Origin of the sequence: Deferribacter thermophilus (genome assembly GCF_049472675.1) — a bacterium.
GTDB lineage: Bacteria > Chrysiogenota > Deferribacteres > Deferribacterales > Deferribacteraceae > Deferribacter > Deferribacter thermophilus.
On the sequence record NZ_JAPNXM010000004.1, the window covers coordinates 86,505 to 105,057 of the forward strand.

Below are 18,553 nucleotides of genomic sequence, written 5' to 3' on the forward strand. Positions count from 1 at the left end.
CTAGAGATCTAATAGCTTTTGAATATTTTCCCAGGCTTTTTTTCTAAAATAATGGAAGTTTTTTACAGCGTTTTGATCGTTTCTATTTTTCATATAATCATAAAGGTATTTTATCTCCTGTTTCATAAATCCGTAAGTCTGTATGAGATCATAACCAAACTGAACATCTTCACCACTGAAATCTCCTGCATCGATAAGTTTTTTTATTACCTCTTGTTTTTGATCAATAAGTGAATCTTGAACAGAGATAATATTTAATGTCTTGTTAAAATCGTATTGACCCACTTCAAAAAGATCGGCAACAGAATTTATTGCTACATAACTACTGAGAAGATCAGATGTGATTAATGTTCCCAATGCATCAACCATACTGTCTGTATCTGCAAAGCTATTGAAAGTAAAAATGATAAAAAATGACAATACAGTTATTATTTTTTTCATGATTTCCCCCATGAGCTTTCTTATATTATAGCATAAATTCTAAGCTTTTATAATTTTTTGTTGATAAAAAATGTTCCAATAATAAATAGTGGTAACCCCATTAAAAACATCATAATGATATAAAACCACACAAAATTAAGCCCGAGACCTTTTATTATTACTGCATAGCCAGCATCTAAATAATATTTTAGAGGTGATAAATATGTTAGTTTCTGAAATATAAGAGGCATAGATTCATAAGGAGTCCAAGAACCAGATAAAAAAAGGATTGGAAGTAGAAATAATATGGCCAATTGTGAGACCTGAAGCATATTTGATGAGATAGATGCAATAAAGAGTGATAAACCCATCGTTGTGAAAATATAACCTATTGTTAATAATAAGAAAAGTGCTTGATTACCTCTTACTGGTATGTGTAAAGCAGTTTTTATAATCAAATTTATACTAACTGTTGTTCCTAAAAGGATGATTATGGTCATTGCTAAAAGTTTTGCTGCAATAAGTTTTCTGATACTTAATGGGGAAATGAGAATCATCTCTATATTCCCTTCATCTTTTTCTCTAATAATTGATGCAGCTGGCAAAATTAAAACAAGGAGTGTAATGACAGAAAAGAGCTCAGAAAGTGCTAGAAAATATTTTGATTTTGTGTTGGGGTTATAAAGAACTCTACTTCTAAGATCAATTTTAGCAATTTGGTTTTTATAATTTTTTACTTTTTCTAAATAATAATCTGTGATGATACCTGTGGTATAGCCAGCAAAGAGATATCCAGTGCTGGCATCTGCACCGTTTAGATATAAGGCTAAATCAAGTTTATTCTTTTTTATGTTTTCGTTAAAATTTTCAGGTATTACTAAAATACCTACCGCTTTGTCTTTCATTAAATAGGATTCTATCTGTTTTGAATCAGTTATATAACCTTGAAAATTATACCAAGGTGGCACCATTTTTGAAATTAATTCTCTGGATTCATAACTCATATCATAATCTAAGGTATAAAATTTGGCGTGCTTTAAGCTCAAATCAATACCGTTTGCAGCAATATATATGTCTCCAGTAAATAAATATATTACAAATATTAAAAGCCCTTTGTTTCTTAAAAATAGCAAAAGCTCTTTTTTGACAAGGTATAAAAACTTCATTTCTCTTTCTTTTTAAAAAGTAAATATGTCGTTGAAAAAAGTATAATATAGAAAATTATTAAGATACAACTGTTTATTGTGTATAGACTTATGTTTAATCCTTTTAAATAGTTCATTTTTACAATGTTTAAATAATAGAACGTGGGGTATATATGAGCCTGAATAAATGCCTCTTTGCTCATAGAACTAACTGGAACTAAATAACCAGAATATAAAAAAGCAGGAATTATTGTGATCACAGATATTCCAACAATAGCAGAAACCTGTGATTTTAAAAAAGTTGACATTAGTAATCCAAGACTGGTGGAAACAAGTATATACAAAAAAGTGGCAAAGAAGAAAGTTAAAAACTCACCTTTAAATGGAATATTGAAAAGATATTTAATTAACAAAAATTCTATTACAAAATTTATTAGTGATACGGAAACTGCAAAAAGTTGTTTTCCAAAAAGGTATTCAAATTTTGAAATGGATGAAGTGTAAATATTATAAATAGAACCTGACTCTTTCTCTTTTACTATTAAAAGGGAGGCAAATATCGCTGGATTTATAAATAAAATAATGGCAAGAAGACCACTTGTTGTTAGTTTTATATTTTCTAAGTTTTCATTAAACCAGTATCGAATATTGATTTTAAGAGTTTTTGAAAGATCGATTTTATTAAATTCTAATGTAAAATTGTTTATCATCGCAGTAACATAAGACTTTATTACATCGGCTCTATATGGGAAAACACCATCAATTAACACCTGTATTTTAGAGGTCTTGTGATTCTTCAAATTCTCTGTGAAATCTGAAGGGATAACTATACCGAATCTTACAATATTTTTATCGATAAGTTTTATTATTTCGTTTTGACTATAAGCATATTTGTAAAATCTGAAATACTCTTTATTATTAATAAATTTATAAATCAATTCTCTACTTAGCTGTGTTTTATCTTCATCTAAAACAGCAAATGGGATATGTTTTACATCAAGAGCCATTCCATATCCAAAAATAATCATCATTACAAAAGGGACAACAAAAACAATAATTCTTGAAATCCTATCTCTGCGTAATTCTTTCAATTCTTTAACATAAATTGCCTTAATTTTTTTAAATAATCTATTTTGTGTAATAAACAAAAACATCCTCCATATAAGGTTCACTACTTTTTATAATACAATTTTGATTCAGAAAATTTTTGAAATCATCATTCTTTGTAAAAATTCTAATTTTTCTTCCAAAAAGTGAGACATTATATTTGTTTTCTTTAAGTTTATTATATGTTTGAAAATAATTTTTATCAGATATTTCGTACACATTACCTGCTTCTTTTATAAGTTTATTTTTTAGATTTTCAGGTTTATCTACAGCAACAAGCTGACCATTTGAAATTAGTGCCACTCTATCACAGTTTTCAGCTTCACTCATATAATGTGTAGTTACAATTAGTGTTGTGCCGGTTTCTGCAAGTTTGAAAATAAGCTGCCAGAAGACATCCCTTTCCACAGGGTCAACTCCTGAAGTGGGTTCATCAAGAAAAACAATCGGGGGTAAATGAAGCACTGAGCATATTAAGGCTAACCTTTGTTTGAATCCAAGGGGTAAATCTTTGACAAGATGATTTAGATATTTATTTAATCCAACTGTATTTATTATATCATCAAATATTTGAATATCTTTTACATCATAAATTTTAGAGTAATATTCGATGTTCTCATTTACGGTTAAATCTGAGTATAAAGAGAACTTTTGAGACATATAACCTATGTATTTTTTTAAGTTTTTTATATTATCTTTTCCCATAATCTTAAATGTTCCATCTGACTGCTTGTATAACCCTGTAAGAATCTTTAACAATGTGGTTTTACCTGCACCGTTTGGTCCTAATAATCCAAAGATTTCACCTCTTTTAACATTAAATGAGACATTTTTTAGTGCATAAAAATCGCCAAACTTTTTTGAAATATTACTTAATTCTATAATGTTTTCTTCGTTAGTGTTTATATTTGAGGAAGCAAAAGATACTTGTAAAAATTTTGTATTTAACTTTGACATAATCACATCTTCAAAGTAGGGGTCTTTTTCATTTAGATTTAATTTTGTTTGAGAAACAAATCTGATATGTTTTCTTTTCAAGCGACTCCCTTTAAATCTTTGATAATATTCTTCAATGTTTTTATAATTATCTATTCTTTCTTCGTAAACATGAATATCTTTATATAGAGACTCATCGATTTTACCGTAAAAATTTGTTATTCCGTTCATTAAAAATAATACCTTATCACACCTTTCTGCTTCGTCCATGTAAGATGTGGATATTATTATTGATAGATTTTCAATATTTACAAACTCCATGAAAAGATCCCATAATTCTCTTCTAGATATAGGATCTACACCAATTGTGGGCTCATCTAAAATAATAAGCTCTGGACTGTGGATTAATGAACAACATATACCAAGTTTTTGTTTCATCCCTCCAGATAAATTAATAGCTTTTCTATCTTTGAATTTTGACAAACCTGTAATTTCAAGAAGTTTTTGCTTTCTGTCTGCAATATTCTTTATATCTAAGCCTTTTAAGTTTGCAAAAAAATCAATATTTTCATCCACACTTAATCTTTGATAAAGATTTAAGCCTAAACCCTGTGGCATGTATGCAATCTTATCCTTTAAGTAGTCGTAACTTTTATTAGATTTTATTTCGGTATTTAAAATTGTGAGTTTTCCTTGGTCAAAGTTTGTAATGTTAGCAATAATTTTTAGGAGTGTGGATTTTCCTGCACCATCAGGGCCTATAACTCCTAATATTTCCCCTTTATTAAGTTCTAAACTTATATTTTTTAAAGTAAAGTTAGTCTTTTTATAATATTTTGTGATATTTTCTAACTTTACTATCATTATTTTTCTAAATTTATTATTAGATCTGCAGGCATTCCTGGTTTTAAAAATTTAGTTGGGGTTTCGAAATATGCTTTAACAGCAAACACCTGTTTTACTCGTTCATCTTTAGATTGAATTTCTTTAGGTGTAAATTCTGCCTTACTACTGATATAGCTTATTTTTGCTTTAAAAGGCTTATTTTCACCATCAATAAACACTTCTGCTTCATCACCAATCTTTATCTTGCTTAAATATTTCTCAGGGAAATAACCTTTAAAATATATTTTTTCAGGGTCGTAGATTGAAAAAATTGTAGTTAAGTTGGTTGCAATTTCACCTTCATCAATAGATTTTGACATGATTACTCCTGATATGGGAGATGTTATGTATGTGTCGTTAATTTTTATTTTTAACTGAGAGATTATATAGTTGATTTCATTTAGTTTATTTTTCGTAATATCAAGATCAAACTCCTTTGCAGAAATAGTTGTTTCCAAGTTTGAAATTTCTTTGTCTAAAATTTGAATATCGTTTTCTTGTAGTATTACATTTTCCAAGTTTTTTTTAGCTATTTGATAATTTGTGAAAGCTACATCTTTTTCCTTTAATAATGATTTATGTTTTTTATCTATTTCGTCGAACTTTAGAGATATTTCCTCAAATTTTGATTTTGAAATACCACCCTCTTTAAAAAGTTTTTGATACCTTGATAAATCAGTTTTTATCTTTTCAAGTTGCTTTTCAGTTACAGACAGTTGGTTATTAATTATATCAAATTTTCTTTTAGCAATTGTTATATTATTTTCAGCAATTTCTTTAGCAATTTTCAACTCTTTTGCTATTTTTTCCTTTTTTAATTTTATTTGCTCCAGTTTTATTTTAAGTGATTCTATTTCTTTGAGTTTTATTTTAATGAGATTTTCTATTTGTTTTTTTTGAGAAGTAAGCTGTTTTAATTTTTCTAATAATTCTCTTCTATCAACTTCTGCCAATAAATCTCCCCTTTTTACATAATCACCCTCTTTATAATATACTTTTATTATTTCTCCTGGAATTTTAGAAGATATATCTATAATATCAGCTTCAATTCGACCATTTACGAAAAGCTTTTTAGATTCATTTTTGGGTTTAAAAATATTTACTATTATAAGTAATATAAAAATTAACCCGAGAAGGATAATGAGTAATTTTTTCATCTTTAACCCCTTTAAAATTCTACTATTGTTACTGCATCACCACCTTCATGAAAAGTACCTGCTCTAAAACTTTTAATTCTAGGATCATTTTTTAAAAAATCTCTAATAGTATTTTTTAAAATACCACTTCCTCTACCATGAATAATAAATACATTATTTATTCCAGAGATTACCGCCTTGTCAATAAATTTATCTACTTCAAATAAAGCTTCATCAGCTCTTTTACCAATAACATTGATTTCCCATGAGCTATCTTTTTTAATATCACTTTTTATATCAAGCTTCTTATCAACGGTTTTGTTTTTTATTTTTTCTCCAATTAAGTCTGATTTTTTAAGTTCTATTTTAATCCCTTCAAGATTAACAAAAACTGTATCTTTTTTTATTTCAAGTATTTCAGCAATTTTGTTATATTTGGTAAGAAGAATTTTATCGCCCACTTTTAAGTCGTCAATTTTAGGTTTTTTCTCTTTTATTTTGTTAAGTTTTTCACTGACTTTTTTAATGTCTTTTGAAATCTCTTCGGTGGAATATTTTTTACTTTTTTTAATGAGATTTTTCCCTTTTTGTAAAAGTGTGTACGCTTCTTCTAATAACTGTTCTTCCTTTTGCTCCAGTTTGTTGTTAAAAGCTTTTATTCTTTCTTCAAGTTGCTTTTCTCTTTCAATTAGTTCTGCTTGTTTAAGTTCTAAAGATTTTTTTAAATTTTCAGTCTGTAGTTTTATTTCATTTATTTTTTCGATTTCATACTCTATTTCACTACTTTTCTCTTTCAAAAGTTTTTCTGCGAGTTCTATTATTTCTTTATTAAAGTTTAGTTTTTTAGCTATTAAAATTGGGTCAGATTTGCCGATAACACCTTTTAGAAGATTATATTTTGGGGTAAATGTTTCATAATCAAAATTTACTGCATAATTTTCAGCAAAATCGTTTTTTAAAGCAAACTCTTTTAACTCGTTAAAGTGTGTTGTAACAGCTACATAAGCACCTTTATTAATAAGATATTTTAATATTGAGATAGCTAAAATAGCTCCTTCTTTGGGATCTGTACCTGTGCCAAGCTCGTCTAAAAGTATTAGAGAGTTGTTATCAGATTTTTCGATTATCTCTTTAATATTTATCATGTGTGATGAAAATGTACTCAGATCCATAATCAAAGATTGATTATCACCTATATCTGCCAGAATATTTTTAAATAATTTTATTTCTGCATGCTGTCCAAAAAGTGGCAGTCCACACATAGCTAAAATATGGTTTAACCCTATTGATTTTAAAGCTGCTGTTTTACCGCCGGTGTTAGGACCGCTAATTACAATTAACCTTTTTCCATTTTCAAACTCAATATCTATAGGCACAGAGTTATTTTTCTTATGTAATAGTATAATAGGATGATGTATTTTTTTAAATTTTATTCTATCTGAAATTACAGGGAAAGCTATTTCATAATCTTTTATAAAGAGTGAGTATTCTAAAAAGAAAATCAGTTTTTCATAATTACTAATAGTTGTTGTCAATTCTAATCTTTTAGATTTAATTTTTGAAATAATTTCATTTATTATCCTAATGATTTCTTCTTCTTCAGCTTTTTTTAAGGATTGAAATTTATTATTTAGCTCTACTGTCTCAGCTGGTTCAACAAAAACAGTTTGGGCAGTCTTAGATATATCATGTATAATACCGTTTATAAATTGTCTAAAGTTTGGTTTACAAGGGATTACAAATCTATCATTTCTAATGACAATTGTTTTTTCCTGTATAAACTTATCTGAGTTTTTGCCAAAAAGTAATTTTTTTAAAATATTATCTATCTGTTTGCTAACTGTTTTAAGTTCTTTCCTAATAGCAAAAAGCTCATCTGTAGCATTTGATTTTACTGATCCATCATCACTTATTTTTTGTTGTATTTCATCAGTTAACTCGGAGAAAGAAAAAATATTCTTTAAGATATTTTTTAATAAATCAATTTTTTTGTTTGCTAATAAATTTTTTTTTAAATTTCTCAAATAATTATGAAAATTTTTGAATGTTATAAGATCAATAGGGTAAAATGATTCATAAGGGTCTAATAGTTTTTCATAAAACAAAAAATAATCTGAATCATTTTCAATAGTAATGGATTCAGATGATAAAAAGTTTAATGTTTCGTTAAGATACGATTGGGTTTCTTTTATTTTGCTTTCTACTTGAAATGGTTTTAGATTTTCTAAATGTTTTTTAGCGAATTTGGATATAAAATTTTTTTTAATTAAATCTTTATATGTGTTAAATTCTAATGTGTTTACATCAATCATTATCAAAAGTTTTTAAAAGGGTTATTTTTTTTCTCTTTTGGAAGTTTATTCAAAATATCGAAAACATAAGGGGTAATTTTTAATAAATTTTTTGAAACTGTAGATCTTTTTAAATCGTGTGTAAACTTGAATGATGGTGGAAGGGTTTTTACAAGGAATGATAATATTAAAGCCAAAATAATTGAAGACTTTAAAAAACCAAATAAAAATCCACCGAGCCTATCTGCCCAACCTAACTGTATCTTTTTAAAAAATTTCTTTAAGATTATTGAAATAATAATTATTAATGTATAAATGATTATAAATGTAATTACAAAAGCTACGGCTTCAGTAACCGATTTATTAAATCCTAAATAAGCTACTATTTTAGCAGTAAACTGATAATATTGATAAGCTAATAAATAACCTAAAATTAAACCGAGAATACCAAAAACTTCTACAATGAGACCTTTAATGAGACCTTTAATTGCAAATACACCAATTATTATTAAAAGTATAATATCAATTATCCCCATCAAACGCCTCACTAACAAGTTTGTTTACCAGTTTACCATCAGCTTTACCTTTTACTTTAGCCATTACATTTTTCATAACCTGACCAAAGAATTTTTTATCCTTAGATTCTAATTTACTTATCTCATCATCTATAATTCTCTTTAATTCTTCTTCACTTAATTGTTCAGGTAAATATTTTGATAAAATTTCTATTTCTTGTTTTTCTTTTTCAGCAAGTTCTGGTCTATTTGCTTTTTCATATTGTTCTGCGGCTTCTTTCCTTTTTTTGATTGCACTTTGAACTACTTTGATAACATCTTCATCAGTCAATTCACCTTTTTTTTCAATTTCTGCATTTTTAATTTCAGCTCTAAGCATTCTGATAGCACCAAGTGCTACACTGTTTTTCTCTTTCATATAAGTTTTCATATCTTCTAAAATTTGTTCTTTAAGCCCCATAGAAACCTCCTTGAATGTTTTTAACTATAAATAATAATTATATTTTTTCAAGTAAAGTAAATTTTTATATTTATACATATTTATTTTTTTTAGAAAAAATGAGTGTTGTCATATTTTTAGAAGCCTTAGAGTTAAGTTAAGCTTGACTAATATGATATAATCATTAAGAAAGAAAAGAGGTTCTACAAATAAACTATAAGGAGGTTCTTATGTTTAAAAAAACTATACTGGTGTTGGCTGTTTTAATGTTTTCTATCACTTCAGTTTTTGCTGGCGGTACATTGAGGTTATTGACTTGGAAAGGGTATGCTCCAAAAGAATTGGTGGATAAATTTGAGAAAGAAACAGGTATAAAAGTAGAAGTTACATATTCTAACAATGAAGAGATGATTGCAAAACTTAGAGCGACAAGAGGAGCAGGTTTTGACCTTGCTCAGCCAAGCCAGGATAGAATTTCTTCTGTTCAGAAAAAATATAAGATATATAGACCAATGGATTACAGTAAAATTAATACTGATCAAATTATCCCTTCGATGCTTGAGGCTGTAAAGAAAAATACATTGGTAAATGGTAAGTCTTATGCTGTACCTTTCTGCTGGGGTACATCAGGATTGATAGTAAATAAAAAATATGCTCCAGATGCAAAAGATTATACAGCACTTCTTGATCCAAAATACAAAGGGAGAATAAGCTACAGGCTTAAGAGACCAACTTTGATAGCTCTAGCTTTTGCTCTTGGTTATAACCCTTTTGAACTGTATAGCAAGCCTAAAGAGTATGAAGCTTTAATGGAAAAAATAGGTGCTAAACTAATAGAAGCTAAAGACTTAGTAAAGAACTATTGGACGAATGGTGATGCATTATTACAACTTTTAAGATCAGAAGAAGTTTATGTAGCAATGGGTTGGGATGGCGGTGGCTGGAAACTTCACAGAGAAAACCCAAATATTGATTTTGTAGCTCCAAAAAGTGGTGCACTTGGCTGGATAGATACTTTTGCAATTCCTGCAAAGTCAAAGAATTTGGATGCAGCATATAAATGGATTAATTTTATGCTTAGACCAGAGAATGCTGCATATTTTACAAACAAAGAGGGGTATTTTACTGCTTCAAAAGATGCTGAAAAATACTTAAAACCTGAAGTAAAAGATAATTTAAATCGCTCTTTTTCAAAAGCTGATATAGATAATATCAAATGGTATCCACCTGTTCCAGCAAATATTGAGTCTATCGAAGCTAAAATCCTTGATAAAGTAAAATCAGCAAGATAATAGAAGGGGGCTACCCCCCCTTTTTTTTTATAAAATTCAATTTGGAGCTAAATAATGCAATTTGATTTAGAAGTTAAGAATGTTGTAAAAAAGTTTGGAGATTTTACAGCAGTCAAAGGTGTATCTTTTCAGGTAGAGCAGGGTAAATTTTTTTCTATTTTAGGACCATCAGGGTGCGGTAAAACAACTTTACTTAGGATGATTGCAGGTTTTATTGAGCCAACAGAAGGGGAAATTTATATAAGGGGGAATCTAGTAAATGGAATCCCACCAAACAAAAGGCCAGTGAACCTCGTTTTTCAAAATCTTGCTCTTTTTCCAATGATGAATGTGGAAGAAAATATTGCATTTGGTTTAAAAAGAAGAAAGGTTCCAAATAGTGAGATTAAAAAAAGAGTAAAAGATATTTTGGAAAGAGTAGGTTTACCTGGATTTGAGAAAAAATCCATAAATCAGTTATCTGGTGGTCAAAAACAGAGGATTGCAATTGCCAGATGTCTTGTGCTTGAGCCTTCAGTTTTATTGTTGGATGAGCCATTGGGTGCTCTGGATTTGAAACTTAGAGAGCAGATGAAAGTGGAGCTTAAAAAGCTTCAGACCGAAGTTGGAACAACTTTTGTTTATATAACCCATGATCAGTCCGAAGCGCTAGTTATGTCAGATTATGTAGCTGTGATGAATGCAGGAAGATTTGAGCAGATTGACACTCCGCAAAATTTGTATCACCATCCGAAAACTTCATTTGTAGCAAGCTTTGTAGGTGATAACAACAGTTGGGGTGCTGATTTATTATCACAAGAAGATAATTTTGCATTTGTTAGGACAGAAGAAGGTTTTGAGTTCAAAGTAAAAATTTTAAATAAATTATCAAAAAAGGATTGTGAATTTTTTGTTAGGCCTGAAGCCTTTATTATAAAGCCAGATAAAAACTTAGAAGGTTTAAATAGAGTTCATGTGAGAGTTAAAACAATCCTTTTTGATGGGGCAAATAGCAGATTGTTAACTGTTATTGAAACGAGTGGTAAAGAGATAATTGTTGCTCTTCCTCAAAACAAGCAGTTTGATTACATTAGACCAGGTGATATAATTGAGGTTGGTTGGTTTCCTGACAACTGTGTTGCTTTTGAAAAGAGGGATGAATAAATGAAACATGCGAGATTAGGTTTTTATATTTTTTTGACACCTGTTGTTTTATGGCTATTTTTATTGATAGTTATACCCCATATTGATTTGCTTATTATGTCTTTAAAGGCAGATAATGATTTGGGCGAGCTTGTTTGGAGCTTACAAAACTATAAAAACTTTTTTGTAGAGCCTGTTTATTGGCTTACTTTTGTTAGGACTGCGGTTTATTCCATTATTGTCACAATAATTACGGCAATTATTGCTTTGCCAGTATCTTTTTATATCACCAAAGTTGTGAATCCTCGTTTTAGTAATTTCTTGTCTATTTTATTGTTAATGCCTTTTTGGGTGAGTGAGTTAGTTAGAGTTTATGGTTGGATGATTTTACTTAGAGAAAGTGGCGTGATAAATCACTTTTTATTAAAGCTTGGAATACTGGATAAACCTGTTGAGTTTTTATATAATGATGTTTCTATGATTATGGTTCTAGTTTATACATCTATGCTATTTATGGTTGTTCCTTTGATATCAGTTATGGAGAGTCTCGATGATCATTTGATAGAGGCAGCTTACGATTTGGGTGCATCCACTAAAGATATAGTTTTTAAGATCATTATTCCTCATGCAAAACCAGGACTTACTTCGGGTTCCATTGTAGTTTTTATGCTAACTCTTGGAAATTACTTAACACCTAATTTAATTGGTGGCAAAAACTCTCTCTGGTTTACAGAGCAGATATATACACAATTTATTGCAAGTTTTAACTGGAATCAGGGTGCTGCGTTTGGATTTCTACTGCTCCTGCTTTCTTCATTTATAATTTGGCTTGGGCTTAAAATAACGAAACAAAATTTAAGCAAGGTGGTACAATGATAAGAAGCCTTCCAAAGAGTAGAAAATATACAATTTCGTTTAAAATATACATTGTATTATTTTATATTTTTCTTTTTGCTCCACTTGTGATAACTTGTATTCTTGCATTTAATAATTCAGATTTTCCAAGTCTGCCATGGAAAGGTTTTACACTTGATTGGTTTTTTGCAAACGATGGGCACAGAGTAGGGCTTTTTCATGATGTAAATAATTTAAGAAGTATTTGGGTAAGTATAAAAACTGCATTTATTGTTTCTATACTATCTTTAATTGTAGGGACTATGGGTGCATTTTTATTTGAGCAGGAAGAGTTTAAATTTAAACAAGCACTATATTTTTTAACACTTGCGCCACTTGTAATCCCAGGTGTTATCCTTGGTATTTCAATACTTCTTGCTAGTAATAGTGTAGGGCTATTTTTGGAGGAGAAATTAGGGATTGAGGCTCCCATTTTTGCACCAGGATTTTGGCTTGTTGTGCTGGGACAGTTTTCATTTATTACAACATTTGTTGTTTTGGTTGTATCAGCAAGATTGAAAAAGTTTGATAGAACATTAGAAGAGGCTGCATTAAACCTTGGGGCTAATAGGTTTGAGGTGATATGGCATATAACTTTGAGATACTTAAAACCTGCGTTAATTGGAGCTGGTTCAGTAGCATTTTTAATGAGTTTTGAAAACTTTAATACAACATTATTTCTCGTAGGTTCTGAGCCAACACTTCCTATAAATCTTTATTTGCAGGTAAGGGATGGCAGTACACCTGTAATAAATGCCATTTCATTTTTGATGATTGTATTTACTTCTCTTTTGGCTTTAGTTAATCTTTATTTTAGCAAGAAAAAAGATGATTAAGTTTTTAAATTATTTATAATCCAATCAGGTCGATTGGTAGATAGTGATGTTACACCAAGACTCATAAACTGTTTTGCTAAATGAGGGTTATCCACAGTCCAAACATTCCATAACCAATTCTGTTTCTTAATTTCCTTTGCCATTCTAATACAGTGAGAAAGATCAGCGAGTGTAGATATCCCATCTAAGTTTGCTGATTCAATCTTTTTATAGACTTCTTTATACATTTTACTGTGATTTGGAACATTATAGCCATATTCTACAATCCAGAGTACTTTTGTTGAGGGGAAAAGCCTTTTGAGCTCAAAAACTACATCATAATTGAAACTAAACAAAACAAATCTTTCATTTCTCTCCTTGTATTTCTCAATTAATTTTGAAATATGGTCTATTATTTCGGTACCACATTTGATTTCGATATATAAATCTAAATATGAAGGAGTGGTATCTATAATATCAGCTAATAAAGGTATTTTCTCTTTTTTATATTTAATATCAAACCAACTACCAACATTTATTTTTCTTAATGTAGTGTATTTGCTTTTTTTGATATTAAGATTTTTACTACCTGTTCTACCAGTGGATTCATCATGTATAACAACTATTTGATTATCCTTTGTTAGATGGACATCCATTTCAAGCCCATCCACTCCAAACTGTATAGCCAAATCAAATGCTGCTTTCGTATTTTCTGGTGCATAAAAGGAAGCTCCTCTATGTGCTATAATTTTCATAATTACCTCAAATAGCTGTATTTAGTATTTTTAGAGAGTTATTTTTGATATCAGATTTTTTTTCTAAGTCCCAACCAAAAACTTCAGCAAATATATCGCACACTTTATCTAAAGCACTTTTTGCAGATTCTAAATCTGTTTCAGCTAAAGCTGTTCTCCTTACTAAAAAATCTAAAGGGTATTTAGCAAATTCATTATGTATTGAGTAATAGACTTCAGCCAAAATTATTGGTTTGTTGCTTATTAATCTATCAGTTAGGTTATTTTTCAATGCATACTCGTAGATATCTTTTGCTAAAACTCCATAACTGTTTAGTAAGTGTTTTTTAATATCGTTATCAAGCTTACAAATTTTGTTAAAATAATCTATAAATTCTTGATTATAACCGTTGCTACCATAATAAGTAATGTTTTCAGTTATACATTTTTTTGTACCATTAAAGTTGAAATGTGAAAATAATTTGTTAACAGTATCTTCCGCCATTTTTCTAAAAGTTGTCCATTTTCCACCAGTTATTGTTATTAATCCAGAAGGGGAAATTTCGATGTAATGATCTCTGACAATAGAAGCTGTAGAATTAGTTTTACTGTGTTTTACAAGTGGTCTTAAACCAGCCCAAACAGATTTAATATCATTTTTTGAAACTTGCATATCAAAGTATCTGTTTATATGTTTTAATAAGTATTCAATCTCTTTTTCTTTTGGTTGAGGATATTCTGTTACTTGAGCTGGCTCATCAGTTGTCCCAATTATGCAGGCATCTTCCCATGGCAAAACAAATAGTACCCTTCCATCATCAGTTTTTGGAATTAAAAGACCTGTGTTTTCTGAAGCAAAAGATTTATCAAGGGCAATGTGGATGCCAGAGGAAACTTCCATAATTTCTTCACAACTGGGATCATCAAGTTTTCTAATAAAATCAGTAAAGGGTCCTGTAGCATTAACTACTGCATTGCAACCAACTTCTATTTCGAAGTTTTGAATTTTATCAAATAAAACGACCCCTATTATTTTGTTATTTTTTTTAATAAAGCTTTTTAGTTCTGTATAATTTTTTACTTGTGCACCAAACTGCTGGGCAGTTTTTAATATAGAAATGTTCATGCGCATATCATTAAATTGACCATCAAAGTATAGAACACACCCTTTAAGCCCCTCTTTTTTTAGTTTAGGAAAATTTTTTATGGCATTTTTTTTACTTATAATTCTGCTTCTACCAAGACTTTTATCTTTAGATAGAAGATCATATATTGAAAGCCCTGCATACACATAAGGTAGTTCGTACCATTTATAAAGTGGGGTTAATAGAGATATCTTATGACAGAGGTGAGGAGCATTTTTGATTAAGATAAACCTTTCTTTCAAACCATCTTTAACCAGATGATATTGTTCCTTGTCAAAATGCTTTATTGCAGCTTCTAAATATCTAACCCCTCCGTGTAGTAATTTGGTGCTTCTACTACTTGTGCCAGAGGCAAAGTCATTTTTCTCTACTAATAATGTTTTTAATCCTCTTGATGCTGCATCTAAAGCTACGCCAGCTCCCGTTGCACCACCGCCAATTACTATAAGATCGTAAAATTGGTCTATTTTAGTCATATTTAAATCATACTATATTTTGAGATGATTTTAAAGAGAATTATTTTATTTGAGATTTTTAGAAATGAGTATTATTTGAAAAAAAAGGAGGTGGGTAAAGGGAAACTTTACCCACCAGTTAATATTTAATTATTTTTCTACTTCAATTTTAACTGATTTTTCTTTTTCTTCTTCAGCTTTTGGTAATTCAATTTCTAAAACACCATTTTTAAATTTTGCTTTTACTTTATCTTGTAATATTTTTTTAGGAATTTGAATTTCTCTTACAAATGTACCGAATATCCTTTCTTTTCTGTAATAGTTTTTCTCCTTTTCTTCTTTTTCTTCTTTTCTTTCACCTTTAATGGTTAATACATTGTTTGTCAAAGTTACTTCTATATCTTTTTCTGTCATACCTGGTAAATCTGCTTTAATGATGAATGATTCTTTTGTTTCAGCTATATCAATATCTGGTGCAAATACCACATCCTCATCAAAAGCTTTAGGTGCTCTAAAGAAGTCATCAAAAAGTTTGTTAATCTCTTCTTGAAAGTTTAATAATTCTCTAAATGGATTTGCTACAGCGGGTTTGTTGCCTCTAAATCTTTCCAACATGACCCACCTCCTTTTGTTTTTTTATTTTTCTACTTATTAAAATAAATATGAGTTAAGTCATGTCAAGTATTTTTTTGTTGAGTAAACTCAACTTGGTTTTTACTTGAGTTTAAAGCTCTTTTGAAATGAATATGTAATCATTATAATTTCAAAAACAAAAAAAGTTTTAAAAATAATTATTGTAATGTTAATAAAATATAACAATGTAATAAAAGGACAAAAAATAAATTCTATTATTTATAATAAGTTAAAAAGTATTGTATACTGTATGCAATATACAGTATGCGATTTTACGAGATGGCGGTATGATAATCAGTTTTTAAGTATTGACAAGGATAAAACATTGTATTAATATTACAACCGTGGGGTGAGTTTATGAATATATTTATAACTTTATCGAAAGGAGGTGGTAAAAAGGGTAAAGTAGGTAGTAAGTGTTTGTTTCTATTTTTCAATTTTTGTCTTTTTAAAAATCTTTTAGAGAGGTGTTTTTATGGTTGATAAGGAAAGGTTGGAAGCCTATTGGAAGAAAAACTTATCTATTATTAGGAACATTTTAATAATTTGGTTTGTTGTGTCTTATCTTTTTGGTATTATTTTCTATGATGCTTTAAATTCAATTAGAATTGGTGGTTATGGTCTCGGTTTCTGGTTTGCTAATCAGGGTGCTGAAATTATATTTGTGATTCTCATTTTTGTTTATACCAGCATAATGAATAAAGTCGATCGTGAATTCGACGTGCATGAAGATTAGGGAGGATGGTTATGGGTTTACAAACTACTATTTATATAATTGTTGGTCTTACTTTTGCACTTTATATAGGTATAGCAATTTGGTCAAGAGCTGGTAGTACTAAAGAGTTTTATGTTGCTGGTGGTGGTGTACATCCTGTATTAAATGGTATGGCTACTGCAGCTGACTGGATGTCTGCAGCATCTTTCATATCTATGGCTGGTCTTATTGCATTTATGGGTTATGGTGGTTCACTCTTCCTTATGGGTTGGACTGGTGGTTATGTTTTACTTGCTACATTGCTTGCACCATATTTGAGAAAGTTTGGAAAGTATACAGTGCCTGACTTTTTTAAAACTCGTTATTATTCAAATGGTGCAGTAATAGTTGCTGTTATATGTCTTTTAATTGCTTCTATTACATATATAATTGGTCAGATGACAGGGGTCGGTGTTGCGTTTTCAAGATTTTTACAGGTTGATAAAAACACTGGTGTTATTATCGGTATGGCAGTGGTGTTTACCTATGCAGTTTTTGGTGGTATGAAAGGGATTACTTATACTCAGGTTGCTCAGTACATAGTTTTAATTATAGCTTATGTTATTCCAGCTATTTTCATATCAATGCATTTAACAGGTAATCCATTACCACAGCTTGGTTTGGGTTCGAAGTTTGCTGGCACTGATATGTACTTATTGGATAAATTAGATCAGGTTGTTACAGAGCTTGGTTTTACAAAATATTCTACAAGTGTAAGGATTAGTAAGCTTAATATGTTTGTTTATACATTATCACTTATGATTGGTACTGCTGGATTACCTCATGTTATTATTCGTTTCTTTACTGTTCCAAAGGTTAGAGATGCTCGTTCATCTGCTGGTTGGGCTCTTCTTTTCATCGCTATCCTTTATACAACAGCTCCTGCTGTTGGTGCTATGGCAAGGCTCAATCTTCATGCTACAATTAATAAAGCTGTTTTAACTGGTGGAGATGTTTTTGCTCCTGAGAATAATCTTAGATATGAAGATAGACCAGACTGGTTTAAGCGTTGGGAAGTAACTGGGCTTCTTAAATTTACAGATAAAAATGGTGATGGGCGCATTCAGTACTATAATGATAAAAATAAAGCATTCCAGGCAAAAGCTGAAGCAGCTGGTTGGAAAGGTAATGAATTAGTAGTTAACCGAGATATTATGGTTCTTGCTAACCCAGAAATCGCAAAGCTTCCTAACTGGGTTATTGGTTTGGTTGCTGCGGGTGGTCTTGCAGCTGCATTATCAACAGCTGCTGGTTTATTGCTTGCAATTTCATCAGCGATTTCTCACGACTTGTTGAAAAATTTCCTTATGCCTGATTTGAGTGAAAAGGGTGAATTGATGGCTGGTAGGATAGCTATGGCTTGTTCAATTGTTGTAGCTGGATATCTTGGTATGAACCCGCCTGACTTTGCTGCTGGTACAGTTGCTATAGCATTCGGTCTTGCTGCAAGTTCGTTATTCCCTGCTATTATGATGGGTATTTTCAGCAAGACTATGAACAGACAGGGTGCTATAGCTGGGATGATTGCAGGTATAGCTTTTACAATGTTTTATGTTTTTGGATATAAAGGCATATTCTTTATTAAAGGCACAGAATATTTCTCTGCAGCTAATGGTTACTGGTTCTTAGGTATTGAGCCTAACGCTATCGGTGCAGTTGGTGCATTACTTAACTTTATAGTTGCATTCATCGTTAAGAATATGACTACACCTGTTCCTGAAGATATAGCAGAGATGGTTGAAAGTGTTCGTTATCCAAAAGGTGCTGGAGAAGCAGCTGCTGGACATTGATAATATTTGATAAGCTCCCTCTCCAAGAGGGGGCTTTTCTTTATT

At 30.0% G+C, this 18,553-nt stretch carries 17 protein-coding genes; 6 read left to right on the top strand and 11 right to left on the bottom strand.

What is annotated here, in order from left to right; genetic code table 11:
• Genes OWM07_RS05015 through OWM07_RS05050 form a run of 8 tightly spaced genes read right to left on the bottom strand, consistent with a single transcriptional unit; the run spans position 1 to position 8,895 of the window.
• Positions 1-441 carry a hypothetical protein gene (locus OWM07_RS05015; protein WP_423302577.1) on the bottom strand — a complete coding sequence of 147 codons (441 nt, stop codon included), beginning with the start codon at positions 439-441 and terminating at the stop codon, positions 1-3.
• Between the two features lie 47 nt (positions 442-488).
• The gene (locus OWM07_RS05020; RefSeq protein ID WP_423302578.1) at positions 489-1,586 is read right to left on the bottom strand and encodes an ABC transporter permease; all 1,098 of its coding nucleotides are present in this window, start codon (positions 1,584-1,586) and stop codon (positions 489-491) included.
• Complete coding sequence (locus tag OWM07_RS05025; RefSeq protein WP_423302579.1) at positions 1,583-2,719, bottom strand: ABC transporter permease; 1,137 nt, start codon at positions 2,717-2,719, stop codon at positions 1,583-1,585. The genes OWM07_RS05020 and OWM07_RS05025 overlap by 4 nt, the downstream gene beginning before the upstream one ends.
• Positions 2,694-4,472: an ATP-binding cassette domain-containing protein gene (locus tag OWM07_RS05030; RefSeq protein WP_423302580.1), complete on the bottom strand. Its 1,779-nt coding sequence runs from the start codon at positions 4,470-4,472 to the stop codon at positions 2,694-2,696. The genes OWM07_RS05025 and OWM07_RS05030 overlap by 26 nt, the downstream gene beginning before the upstream one ends.
• Positions 4,472-5,650, bottom strand: coding sequence for an HlyD family secretion protein (locus OWM07_RS05035; protein WP_423302581.1), 1,179 nt, complete (start codon positions 5,648-5,650; stop codon positions 4,472-4,474). Before OWM07_RS05035 ends, OWM07_RS05030 begins: the two co-directional genes overlap by 1 nt.
• An 11-nt stretch (positions 5,651-5,661) precedes the next feature.
• Positions 5,662-7,941: an endonuclease MutS2 gene (locus tag OWM07_RS05040; protein ID WP_423302582.1), complete on the bottom strand. Its 2,280-nt coding sequence runs from the start codon at positions 7,939-7,941 to the stop codon at positions 5,662-5,664.
• A 2-nt stretch (positions 7,942-7,943) separates the two neighbouring features.
• Positions 7,944-8,456, bottom strand: a complete 513-nt coding sequence (locus OWM07_RS05045) for a CvpA family protein (protein WP_423302583.1) — start codon at positions 8,454-8,456, stop codon at positions 7,944-7,946.
• Positions 8,443-8,895, bottom strand: coding sequence for a GatB/YqeY domain-containing protein (locus OWM07_RS05050; RefSeq protein ID WP_423302584.1), 453 nt, complete (start codon positions 8,893-8,895; stop codon positions 8,443-8,445). Before OWM07_RS05050 ends, OWM07_RS05045 begins: the two co-directional genes overlap by 14 nt.
• Positions 8,896-9,104: 209 nt before the next feature.
• Here OWM07_RS05050 and OWM07_RS05055 point away from each other — a divergent pair, with 209 nt between their 5' ends.
• Genes OWM07_RS05055 through OWM07_RS05070 form a run of 4 tightly spaced genes read left to right on the top strand, consistent with a single transcriptional unit; the run spans position 9,105 to position 13,018 of the window.
• Positions 9,105-10,166 carry an extracellular solute-binding protein gene (locus tag OWM07_RS05055; protein ID WP_423302585.1) on the top strand — a complete coding sequence of 354 codons (1,062 nt, stop codon included), beginning with the start codon at positions 9,105-9,107 and terminating at the stop codon, positions 10,164-10,166.
• A gap of 54 nt (positions 10,167-10,220) precedes the next feature.
• The gene (locus OWM07_RS05060; protein ID WP_423302586.1) at positions 10,221-11,309 is read left to right on the top strand and encodes an ABC transporter ATP-binding protein; all 1,089 of its coding nucleotides are present in this window, start codon (positions 10,221-10,223) and stop codon (positions 11,307-11,309) included.
• Positions 11,310-12,164 carry an ABC transporter permease gene (locus tag OWM07_RS05065; RefSeq protein ID WP_423302587.1) on the top strand — a complete coding sequence of 285 codons (855 nt, stop codon included), beginning with the start codon at positions 11,310-11,312 and terminating at the stop codon, positions 12,162-12,164.
• Positions 12,161-13,018 carry an ABC transporter permease gene (locus OWM07_RS05070; RefSeq protein ID WP_423302588.1) on the top strand — a complete coding sequence of 286 codons (858 nt, stop codon included), beginning with the start codon at positions 12,161-12,163 and terminating at the stop codon, positions 13,016-13,018. Before OWM07_RS05065 ends, OWM07_RS05070 begins: the two co-directional genes overlap by 4 nt.
• On the opposite strand, the gene OWM07_RS05075 is transcribed toward OWM07_RS05070, so the two are convergent.
• The 3 genes from OWM07_RS05075 to OWM07_RS05085 all read right to left on the bottom strand — a co-directional run bounded on the left by OWM07_RS05075 (position 13,015) and on the right by OWM07_RS05085 (position 15,946).
• Positions 13,015-13,752, bottom strand: a complete 738-nt coding sequence (locus OWM07_RS05075; protein WP_423302589.1) for a glycerophosphodiester phosphodiesterase family protein — start codon at positions 13,750-13,752, stop codon at positions 13,015-13,017. The two genes, OWM07_RS05070 and OWM07_RS05075, sit on opposite strands and share 4 nt — an antisense overlap.
• Before the next feature lie 7 nt (positions 13,753-13,759).
• Positions 13,760-15,352 carry a glycerol-3-phosphate dehydrogenase/oxidase gene (locus OWM07_RS05080; protein WP_423302590.1) on the bottom strand — a complete coding sequence of 531 codons (1,593 nt, stop codon included), beginning with the start codon at positions 15,350-15,352 and terminating at the stop codon, positions 13,760-13,762.
• Positions 15,353-15,481: 129 nt separating this feature from the next.
• Positions 15,482-15,946, bottom strand: coding sequence for an Hsp20/alpha crystallin family protein (locus tag OWM07_RS05085; protein WP_423302591.1), 465 nt, complete (start codon positions 15,944-15,946; stop codon positions 15,482-15,484).
• A gap of 493 nt (positions 15,947-16,439) precedes the next feature.
• Between OWM07_RS05085 and OWM07_RS05090 the strand changes: the two genes are divergently transcribed.
• The gene (locus OWM07_RS05090) at positions 16,440-16,700 is read left to right on the top strand and encodes a DUF4212 domain-containing protein (protein WP_423302592.1); all 261 of its coding nucleotides are present in this window, start codon (positions 16,440-16,442) and stop codon (positions 16,698-16,700) included.
• Positions 16,701-16,711: 11 nt separating this feature from the next.
• Entirely contained in the window at positions 16,712-18,508 is a 1,797-nt protein-coding gene (locus OWM07_RS05095; RefSeq protein WP_423302593.1) for a sodium:solute symporter family protein, read from the top strand.
• Positions 18,509-18,553 lie beyond the last annotated feature (45 nt).